Origin of the sequence: Aureimonas endophytica (genome assembly GCF_014642635.1) — a bacterium.
Lineage (GTDB): Bacteria > Pseudomonadota > Alphaproteobacteria > Rhizobiales > Rhizobiaceae > Plantimonas > Plantimonas endophytica.
Genome location: NZ_BMIQ01000019.1, coordinates 1 through 9,528, shown reverse-complemented (window position 1 = coordinate 9,528; position 9,528 = coordinate 1). Strand labels below are relative to the sequence as shown.

Here is a 9,528-nt window from a genome sequence, read left to right as displayed (position 1 = left end):
GCTCGGTGGCCCCTTGCGACAGCTGCTCGGCCGTCGCGGCGGATTGCTGCGAGCCGGCCGCGACCTGGCTCGCCGAGGAGATCACGTCCGAGACGATCTCGCGCAGCTTGTCGCCCATCGCGTTCATGGCGCGCAGGAGGTCGCCGATCTCGTCCTGACCCTTGGCTTCCACCGTCTGCGTCAGGTCGCCGGCGCCGATGTCCTCGGCGAGCTTCACCGAGCGGGCGAGGCCGCGCGAGATCGACAGCGACATCCAGACCGCCGCCGCGACGCCGAGGCCCAGCGCGCCGACCACCAAAGCGAGCAGCATCGCGCGGGTCGAGGCATAGGTCTCCTCGGAGGCCCTGACCGCACCGACGGCCGTCGCCGTCGCGTCCGCGTTCATCGCGTCGATCCGTTCGACCGCCTTATGCGAGGCCGGGATGAGACGGGTATTGATGATCTCCATCGTCCGGCTGAGATTGTTCTCGAGGCCGCGATCGACATAGGCGCGCAGTTCGCCGTAATACTTGTCCCAGTCGCTTCGGATCGCCGCGAGATCGTCCGCGTGGATCGCTCCGGCACGCATCTGGCCGATCGCCTCGAGCATGGCTTTCAGATTCGGATCGTTGCCGGCGAAGGTCGCGGCGGTCTCGCGGATCTTGTTGATGTCGGTGCGCGTCACGGCGGCGACCGCCTGCATCCGGCTGCGAAGCATGTATTGCTGCACTTCCAGGAGATGGCCGATGGCTTCCGCCGCGCCTTCCTTGTTCTCGGCGACGAGCCTGGTGCGCAGTCCGTCCAGCTTGGCGAGCAGGGCGTCATAGGTGGGGCGCGTCGTGTCGAACAGCGTGCTGCCGATCGAGAGATCCACCTTCGCGCTGAGCTGCAAGGCATCGGCCGCCGCCGTCTTGACCTCGGCGAGCGCCGCCTTCAACTCGTCGATTTTCGGGCGCGAGGCTTCCGGCATGGCGGCCAGCAGCTTCTCGATACTGGCATCGATCGCCTTCCAGGTCGCGTCCACGTCGTGGCCGAGCTTTTCCGCCTCGGTGGGGCCGTTGGTGACGGCGCGGGCCACGGCACGGCGGATGTCGGTCACGCCGTTCTGGACGCGCAGCGCCTGCTCGACCTGGATGAATGGACCTTGCGAGAAGCCCGTCATCCGGTCGTTGCTGTCTTTCAGGCTCGCGATCCCGGCATAGCCGGCGCCGGCCAGGAGCACGAGCACGGCGCCGAAGGATCCCAGCAGCTTGGTCTTGATGGTCAGACGCATGGGAGAGGACTCACGGATATAGGGGAATGAAGGAAACTGGTCGGGCAGGTCCGCCGGACGCGGAAGCGTCCTTCGGCGGGACCGTCTCGCGCCGTGGCGCCTTCCGAAGAGCGGGAAGGACCGGCGCCATCTGCGCGATCATTCCCGAAGCCGGCTAAGGAAGTGCTTACATCGGGAGATTTCGGTCCCGGACATTCGGGACCGGCATTCGCCGCCTATCAGGCGCTCATGCGCTCGAAGCCGTCCGGGGCCTCGGTCTCGCCGGCGAGATCGAGGTCGAACCCGTTCCGACCGGCGGGCGCTGGCTTGGAGGCGATGGGCTTCTTCGGCGCCGGGCGGGCGGCGGCCGCGAAGCGGCCGACCTTCGCCTGGAGCGCGTGGATGTCGCGCTCGGAGCCCGGACGGGCCGTGGCGCGGGGCGGCGTGCGACCGTCGCCCTCCGGCAGCCGGAAGAAGGCGGCCCGTTCGTTGAGGCGCATGGCCTCGGCCGAAAGCTGCTCGGCCGTCGCCGACATCTCGTTGGCGGCCGAGGCGTTCTGCTGCGTCACCTGATCGAGCTGCTGGATGGCCTGGTTGATCTGCTCGGCGCCGGCATTCTGCTCGCGGCAGGCGGCCGAGATCTCGCCGACGAGTTCCGAGGTGCGCTGGATGTCGGGCACCAGCTGTTCCAGCATGCGGCCGGCCTCTTCCGAGATCGACAGCGTCGAGGTCGAGAGTTCGCTGATCTCGGCGGCGGCCGTCTGCGAGCGCTCGGCGAGCTTTCTCACTTCCGAGGCCACCACCGCGAAGCCCTTGCCGTGCTGGCCGGCCCGCGCCGCCTCGATCGCCGCGTTCAGTGCCAGAAGGTCGGTCTGGCGGGCGATCTCCTGCACGATGCGGATCTTGTCGGCGATGGTGCGCATCGCCTCGACGGAATTGGCCACCGCCTTGCCGCTCTTCTCCGCATTGCCGGAAGCCTGCGCCGCGATCTTCTCCGTCGTCGTCGCGTTCTCGGCATTCTGCCGGATGTTCGCCGCCATCTCCTCCATCGCGGAAGACGCCTGTTCCGTCGCCGCCGCCTGTTCGGTGGCGCCCTGCGACAGCTGCTCCGCCGTCGCCGAGGATTGCTGCGAGCCGGCGGCGACCTGCGAGGACGAGCCGGTGACGTCGGAGACGATCTCGCGCAGCTTGTCGGTCATCGCGTTCATGGCGCGCAGGAGGTCGCCGATCTCGTCCTGGCCCTTGGCCTCGACGGTCTGCGTCAGATCGCCGGCGCCGATGTCCTCGGCAAGCTTCACCGAGCGAGCGAGGCCCCGGGCGATCGAGATCGACATCCAGAGTGCGGCGGCGACGCCGAGGAGAACCGCGCCGATCACGATCGCGATCAGGGTCAGGCGCGTCGATTCGTAGGCGGTTTGTGCCGAGGCGACATAGGACCTCGCGGTTTCGGTGGCCTTGGCGTTCATTTCGTCCAGGCGCTTGCTGAAACGATCGGCAGCGGTCACGACCTGATCGTTGAGGATGGTCTGGGCGACGGCGAAATCGTTGCGCAGGCCGATATCCGTCTGTTGGCCCATCACGGTGGCGGCTGCGTTCCAGAGCTCCTGCATCTTATGCACGAGAGCTTTGTTGCTCTGGCCGGCAGGCGACGCTTCGATCCGGTCGAGCTCGCCGCGAATGGCCGTATCGAGCGTCTTCGCCGTCTCGGCGGAAGCCTTGACGGCCGCATCGTCGCTGAGAACCACGGCGGAGACGGCCGCGAAGCGGGCGGCCTCGATCTTGCTCGCCAAGGTGGCGATCGTGTCCGTCGCGCCGCCGGTCTCGCGATCGGCGTCGCGGAAATTCTCGAGAACGGCCAGGAGGGGCGATACGACCTGACCGATCTCGACGATGGCGTCGTTGCCGGCGTTGAAATTCGCCCGATCCACTTTGTCGAGCGCCATCGTCACGACCTGCTGGGTTTCGGCGGCGAGCGATTTCAACTCGGCGGCTTCGCCGCGCTGGTCTTCGGGAAGCGCGTTCGTAAGATTGGCGATCCGCTTGTCGACATCGTGCCAATCGTTGGCGATCAAAGCCTTGAGACGTTCATTGACCGTCCGGTCGCTGCTGATGAGCAGCCGCCACATGGCTCGGCGAATGTCGGTGATGTCCTGCTTGATGCCGATGCTGTCGCCCACCTGGACGAAGGGTCCGCTCGCGAAGCCGGTCATCGCGTCGTTGGTCCGGCCGAGGCTGGCGACGCCGAAATAGCCTGCCGTCCCCAGGAGGACGAGCACGGCACCGAAGGATGCCATCAGCTTGGTTTTGATGGTGACGCGCATGAAGGTCTCCTGTCGCTCGAGGCGGGGAGGGGAGGGCTCGGCGAAGACGGACGATGAAGAGATCAGTGGAGGGACGGCGTGTCGGACTGGCCGAGGATACGTTCGAGATCGAGCAGGATCACGAAGCGGTTCTCGTGGCGGATGACGCCGGCCAGGAAGCGCGTCGGCCAGCGCGTGCCGTTCTCGGGCAACGGCTCGATGGCGGTGCGGCCGACGGCCAGCACCTCGTGCACCGCGTCGGCCTTGATGCCGACGAAGAAGCCGTCGCCGCCGGCCTCAATGCGCGAGACGATGACGCGGGTATGTTCGGTGTCGGGCACCGGGTGCATGTCGAAGCGGCGGCGGAGATCGATGAGCGGCAGGATGTTGCCGCGCACGTTGATGAGGCCCGGCGCGAAGTCCGGGGCGTTGGGAACGTTCGTCACCGGCGGCGGGTCGAGCACCTCGTGCACCGACCCGACCCGGATCGCGAAGAGGTCGTCGTCGAGCGAGACCGTCAGATAGTCCTCGCCGCCCTGCGGCGATTCGCGGCTTTCGAAAGCGTCGGACATGGCCTTCTCCTCAGGCGGCGAGGCGGTCGGCGCTGGCGCCGGCATGCCGCACGAGCGGGTTGACGTCGAGAATGAGGGCCACCGAGCCGTCGCCGAGGATCGTCGCGCCGGCAAGGCCCGGCGTCTGGCGGTGGAGCGGCGACAGCGGCTTGATGACCGTCTGATGCTGGCCGATCACCTGATCGACCACGACGCCGATCCGGCCCGTATCGGCCGAGGCGACGACGACGATGCCCGACTCGCCGGTCGCGCCGCCGAAGATCCGGTCCATCCAGATGATCGGCACCATGGTGTTGCGGATGTCCACGAAGTTGCGGCCCGAGGAGGTGCGGCATTCGATGGAGGCGAACTCGACGCATTCCTCGACGCTGGCGAGCGGCAGGATGCATTTCGTCTCGCCGACCCGCACCAGGAGCCCGTCGATGATCGCGAGGGTCAGCGGCAGGCGCAGCACGAAGCGCGTGCCCCGGCCGGGCTCGGTCTCGATCTCGATCGAGCCGTGCAGCTCGCCGATCGTGCGCTTCACCACGTCCATGCCGACGCCGCGTCCCGAGAGGTTGGAGACGCTGGCGGCGGTCGAGAGGCCGGGATGGAAGATCAGCTCGTCGATCTCGCGGTCCGGCGGCACGGTGCCCTCCGGCACGACGCCCGCGGCGATGGCCTTTTCCAGGATGCGGGCGCGGTTCAGCCCGGCGCCGTCGTCCTCGATGGCGATGATCACTTCCGTGCCCGCCTGGCGGGCCGACAGGCGAAGCGCGCCGCGCTTCGGCTTGCCGGCGGCGAGCCGCTTCTCCTGGCTTTCGATGCCGTGGTCGATGGAGTTGCGGATGATATGCACGAGCGGGTCGCCGAGCCGGTCGAGCACCGTCTTGTCGAGCTCGGTATCCTCGCCGGACAGGATCAGGTCGATCTCCTTGCCGAGATCGGCCGAAAGATCGCGCACCACGCGGCGGTAGCGGCTGAACAGCGAGTCGATCGGCAGCATGCGCATGTCCATCGCCGAGTCGCGCAGATCGCTCGACAGGCGCTCGATCTCCTCCACGACGGCGGTGAGAGCGGGATCGCGGCGCGAGTGGGCGAGGGCGGACAGGCGGGCCTGGGCGATGACGAGCTCGCCCACCTGATCGAGCAGCGTGTCGAGACGGGCGGCCGAAACGCGGACATTGGATTCTGCGGCCGGCGCCTTCGTGTCGCCGCGCGGCGCCTCGGCGGGCTTGGCGGGCTTGGCCGGTGCGGCGGTCGGAGCCGGCGGCGGGACCGATGCCACGGCCTGCGCGGCGGGCGCCTCTGGCGCCGGCGCGGCGGGCGCTTCCTCCTCCTCGATCAGAACGGCGCCCGGCTCGTCGACGAAGATGAAGACGTCGTCGATCGCGCCGCGCCCGGCGCCGGTTTCCACCGTGATCTGCCAGCCGAGCTTCAGTTCGGTGGCGACGAGGAGCGCCAGATCCGGCACCTCGTCGATGAGGGCCCGAACCTCGGTGGGGCCGAGATCGCGCAGCTCGTCGATCAGGGCCAGCGGGTTGGTGCCGAAGAGAAGGGCGTTCGGCGGCAGGCGCAGCGTGATGCGGAAGCGCCGCGCCGCCGCGACCGGCGCCGGGGCGGCGGTCGCGGCGGAGCGGGCGTCGCGGCGCTCGCCGCGGGCACGTCGCCGACCGCGGCCGCCAGCGCCGCCACGAGGTCCGCGCTCGTCGCCGAATGATCGGCGCCGGATTCGAACAGGAGACGGCGGATCTGGTCGGCCGAGGCGAGGAGGACGCCGACGAGCTGGGGCGTCAGCGGCGCCTCGCCACGCCGCACCTTCTCGAAGGCGTCCTCCAGGCGATGGGCGAAGGCCGCCATGTCGGGCGGGCCGAACATCCCGCCCGAGCCCTTCAGCGTGTGCAGGGCACGGAAGGTGGTGTTGATGAGTTCCGCATCGTCAGGCCGGGCCTCGAGATCGAGGAGCGCGGCCTCGAGCTGTTCCAGGAGATCGCGGGCTTCGTTGAGGAAGGTTTCGACGGCGTTGCCGGCATTCATGGCGTCAGCTCCCGATGAGCTTGTTGACGACGGCGATGAGGCGGGCCTGATCGAAGGGCTTGACGATCCAGCCCGTCGCGCCGGCGGCCTTGCCCTGCGCCTTCTTCATCTCGTCCGACTCGGTGGTGAGCATGACGATGGGCACGCCCGCATGGTCGGGCATCTCGCGGATCCGGCGGATCATGCCGATGCCGTCGAGATTGGGCATGTTGAGATCGGTGATGATCAGGGAGAAGCGGGCGCCCTTGAGCTTCTCGAGGGCGTCGGCGCCGTCGACGGCGGTCTGGGGAGAATAGCCGGCGGTCTCCAAAGTGAAGGACACCATCTGGCGGACGCTCGCCGAGTCGTCGACGCAAAGGACGGGTTTACCCATGGCAGTTCCTCTTGGACCTCGGGACGCGTCAGGCGGCGGCCACGGCCGGCCAGCCGGCGAGCCCGGTTCGGACCAGCAGCTCGGCCACGGCCGGCGAAAGCGCCGCCGTCACGCTCGCGCCCTGGGCTTCGGCCGATTTCCGGGCCGCGATCAGGTTCTGCACCAAGGTCACGTCCGCCTCTTCCACGGCGGAGAGATCAAGATGCACGGTTTTCGCGGGATGGTTGGCAAGATGATCGCGCAGCATCGCGCGAAGGGATTCCGCTTCGACGATCGTGCAAGACCGATCGAAACGCAGGACTTGAGCTTCGGAAGTCATTTGAACATCGGAAAGCATGCGAAACGCCGAACGGCGTTTCGCAGGATTTCCGCCCCTGTTTGGCTGACGAAAGAACTTCCCAGCGACACATCGTCGCCTCGCGCTATGGATGCGCCAAACAACGAAAAAAAGCCTTAATTGCTCAGGCGATCTCGAACGAAAGTTCGCGCATGGGTCGTGGGGAGGCTCGGCTGTTCGATCCCTGCCGGGACCCGGCCGCATCGGAACCGGCCCTCTGGCGCGCCCGTCGAGGCCCTTCGGTAGAGCCAACGTGACCGGGCTCCCCTTATCGTCTTGCGGAAGAACGATCGCGATGGCGCAAGTTCGCCGTACCCGCGATGAGAGTTCCTAAACCCGTGGCTGCTATTCCGGGACTCCCACTCTCAGAGTCTTTCGGAATGCTGGTCGGACCTCATTCTCTCCTCCTGATGCAGAACGAGATTCTCGAGGCGATCGCGCTTGACCGAGAACTTCCCGCCGTGGCCGAGATGTTGTGCCGGCAAGTGGAGACACTGACGGAGGGCGCGATCTGTTCGATTCTGGCCGTCGATCGTGAGGGACTGCTCCATCCCTTGGCCGCGCCCAGTCTGCCGGCCGGCTATGCCGTCGCCTTGAACGGCTTCGCCATCGGCCCTTGGGCGGGCAGTTCCGGCACGGCGGCCTTTCGCGGCGAGGATGTCGTGGTGGTCGATATCGAGACCGATCCGCTCTGGGCCGATCACCAGGCCATCGCCCGCGACTTCGGCGTCCGGGCCTCCTGGTCGACGCCGGTCAAGACGGAGGACGGGCGCGTGCTCGGCACGCTCTCGCTCTATTATCGGGAGGCGCGGGCGCCGAGCGAGGCGGAGCGCGGCCTCGTCGCCGCCTGCGTCAATCTTTGCCTCATCGCCTTCCGCCATCACGAGGCGCAGGCCCATATCGAGCGTCTCGCCTATACCGACATTCTCACCAACCTGCCGAATCGCCTGGCCTTCGAGCTGCGCGCGTCGGAGATGCTGGAAGGTGATGAGCCGCTGACCACGGCCATCCATTATATCGACCTCGACGACTTCAAGTCGGTCAACGACACGCTCGGCCATTGGTTCGGCGACCTCCTGCTCGCCGAGGTCGGCCGCCGGCTGCGGCAGCTCGCGACGACGCGCGACTGCGTCGCCCGGCTCGGCGGCGACGAATTCGCCGTCTGCGCCGGGGGACGGGACGACGCGGCGCAGGCGGGTTTCGCCGACGATCTGCTGAAGCTCTTCGCCGAGCCCTTCGCCATCGCCGGGCGCAGCCTGATGATCGAGGCGAGCATCGGCACGGCGATCGCGCCGAGGAACGGGCTCGAGCTCGCCCAGCTGCTGCAACAGGCCGACATCGCGCTCTACGAGGCGAAAAGCAGCGGCCGCCACACGGCGCGCGTCTTTTCCGACGAGATGGCGGACGGTGTCCGGCGCCGCAACACGATCAAGGGCGATCTCGCCACCGCCTTCGCCAGCGGCCAGTTCCATGTCGTCTACCAGCCGATCGTCGACCTGCGCGCGAACCGGATCGTCGCCTTCGAGACCCTGCTGCGCTGGACGCATCCCGAAAAGGGCGCCGTGCCGCCCGATCTCTTCGTGCCGATCGCCGAGGAGACCGGGCTGATGCGCGAGATCGGCCTCTGGGTCCTGCATCAGGCACTCGCCGATCTCGCGACCTGGCCGGCGGATCTGATGGTGGCGGTGAACGTGTCGCCGTTGCAGCTGAAATATCCGAGCTTCGCGCTCGATGTCGCGAGCGCGCTGGCCAGGGTCGGCCTGCCGCCACGCCGCCTGACGCTGGAAATCACCGAAACGGCGCTGCTCGACGGCGACACGACCACGCAGCGCTCGCTCGGCGACCTGAAGACGCTTGGCGTCGGCATCGCGCTCGACGACTTCGGCACCGGCTATTCGTCCCTGTCCAATCTGCGCGATCGCCGCTTCGGCAAGATGAAGATCGACAAGTCCTTCGTTGACGGCATCGGCCGCGACACGGTCTGCGAGGCGATCGTCGACGGCACGATCGAATTCGCCCGCAAGCTCGGCAAGCGCGTCACGGCCGAGGGCATCGAGACGGAGATCCAGCGCGCCTGGCTCGTCGCCCATGGCTGCGACAAGGGGCAGGGCTATCTCTTCTCCCGGCCGATGACGCGCGAGCGCGTCCTGCCTTTCGTGGCGACCGTCGGCCGAGGCGAAGGCGCGGCGCCAAGCCCGGACGTCCTGTTCCGACGCATAGGATAGAGTGAGGAACCAGTCCGCGACCCTCGGGGAAGGACTACCGGAACACCCGCATTGCGATTGCTGATTCGGTCACGTGTCAAGGGGGTGACAGCCAAAGCGGTTGAATTTTCAGCGGCTTGGGCGGAATTCCGAAAAAATCCCCTGGATGCGTTTTTCTGCAAAAAGCGCGTTGACATCGCCGGGTGAGGCATCCTATATCGCGGTCATCGACGGCGAGGGCGTCGCCGGCGAGCCGGACGGCTCGTTCCTAAGACAGGGTAGACCCGGTTGGGTTTGGTCTGGATTGGGGTTGTTGCCAGGAAGGCTGGATCGGGGTTGTGACCTTGGTTTGGCGGTTCGGGCGGCGGTGATGCCCGGTCGGCAGGATCACGGATCTGGCGCTTGGGCGCTTGGGTGAAGTGGACGCTCTGGCGGCGTGAGTTGCTTGGGGTATGACGGCGGTTATTTGTTCTGCCGTGTTCTTTGACAATTGGA

The 9,528-nt window shown here is 67.4% G+C and carries 8 protein-coding genes; 1 reads left to right on the top strand and 7 read right to left on the bottom strand.

From position 1 onward, the window contains the following. From IEY14_RS25540 to IEY14_RS25515, 7 genes are all read right to left on the bottom strand, one after another. A partial coding sequence (locus IEY14_RS25540; RefSeq protein WP_188913647.1) for a HAMP domain-containing methyl-accepting chemotaxis protein occupies nt 1-1,252 on the bottom strand: 1,252 nt, incomplete at its 3' end. 218 nt (nt 1,253-1,470) lie between these two features. Then, entirely contained in the window at nt 1,471-3,552 is a 2,082-nt protein-coding gene (locus tag IEY14_RS25535) for a HAMP domain-containing methyl-accepting chemotaxis protein (protein ID WP_244639682.1), read from the bottom strand. A 62-nt stretch (nt 3,553-3,614) separates the two neighbouring features. Continuing rightward, complete coding sequence (locus tag IEY14_RS25530; protein ID WP_188913645.1) at nt 3,615-4,103, bottom strand: chemotaxis protein CheW; 489 nt, start codon at nt 4,101-4,103, stop codon at nt 3,615-3,617. A 10-nt stretch (nt 4,104-4,113) separates the two neighbouring features. Continuing rightward, nucleotides 4,114-5,556: a chemotaxis protein CheA gene (locus IEY14_RS25525; protein WP_308422086.1), complete on the bottom strand. Its 1,443-nt coding sequence runs from the start codon at nt 5,554-5,556 to the stop codon at nt 4,114-4,116. Nucleotides 5,557-5,609: 53 nt separating this feature from the next. Further along, nucleotides 5,610-6,119 (bottom strand): Hpt domain-containing protein, encoded by a 510-nt coding sequence (locus IEY14_RS26270; protein WP_308422085.1) that lies wholly within the window; start codon nt 6,117-6,119, stop codon nt 5,610-5,612. Between the two features lie 4 nt (nt 6,120-6,123). Then, nucleotides 6,124-6,492, bottom strand: a complete 369-nt coding sequence (locus IEY14_RS25520; RefSeq protein WP_188913643.1) for a response regulator — start codon at nt 6,490-6,492, stop codon at nt 6,124-6,126. 28 nt (nt 6,493-6,520) lie between these two features. Beyond that, nucleotides 6,521-6,811: an STAS domain-containing protein gene (locus tag IEY14_RS25515; RefSeq protein WP_210318591.1), complete on the bottom strand. Its 291-nt coding sequence runs from the start codon at nt 6,809-6,811 to the stop codon at nt 6,521-6,523. Nucleotides 6,812-7,149: 338 nt separating this feature from the next. Between IEY14_RS25515 and IEY14_RS25510 the strand changes: the two genes are divergently transcribed. Then, nucleotides 7,150-9,054, top strand: coding sequence for a putative bifunctional diguanylate cyclase/phosphodiesterase (locus IEY14_RS25510; RefSeq protein ID WP_308422084.1), 1,905 nt, complete (start codon nt 7,150-7,152; stop codon nt 9,052-9,054). Nucleotides 9,055-9,528: the final 474 nt, after the last annotated feature.

What these genes read in the sequence shown, in the direction of transcription:
- IEY14_RS25535 (WP_244639682.1), bottom strand. Translation starts at nt 3,552, where the DNA reads ATGCGCGTCACCATCAAAACCAAGCTGATGGCATCCTTCGGTGCCGTG.
- IEY14_RS25530 (WP_188913645.1), bottom strand. Translation starts at nt 4,103, where the DNA reads ATGTCCGACGCTTTCGAAAGCCGCGAATCGCCGCAGGGCGGCGAGGAC.
- IEY14_RS26270 (WP_308422085.1), bottom strand. Translation starts at nt 6,119, where the DNA reads ATGAATGCCGGCAACGCCGTCGAAACCTTCCTCAACGAAGCCCGCGAT.
- IEY14_RS25520 (WP_188913643.1), bottom strand. Translation starts at nt 6,492, where the DNA reads ATGGGTAAACCCGTCCTTTGCGTCGACGACTCGGCGAGCGTCCGCCAG.
- IEY14_RS25515 (WP_210318591.1), bottom strand. Translation starts at nt 6,811, where the DNA reads ATGACTTCCGAAGCTCAAGTCCTGCGTTTCGATCGGTCTTGCACGATC.
- IEY14_RS25510 (WP_308422084.1), top strand. Translation starts at nt 7,150, where the DNA reads ATGAGAGTTCCTAAACCCGTGGCTGCTATTCCGGGACTCCCACTCTCA.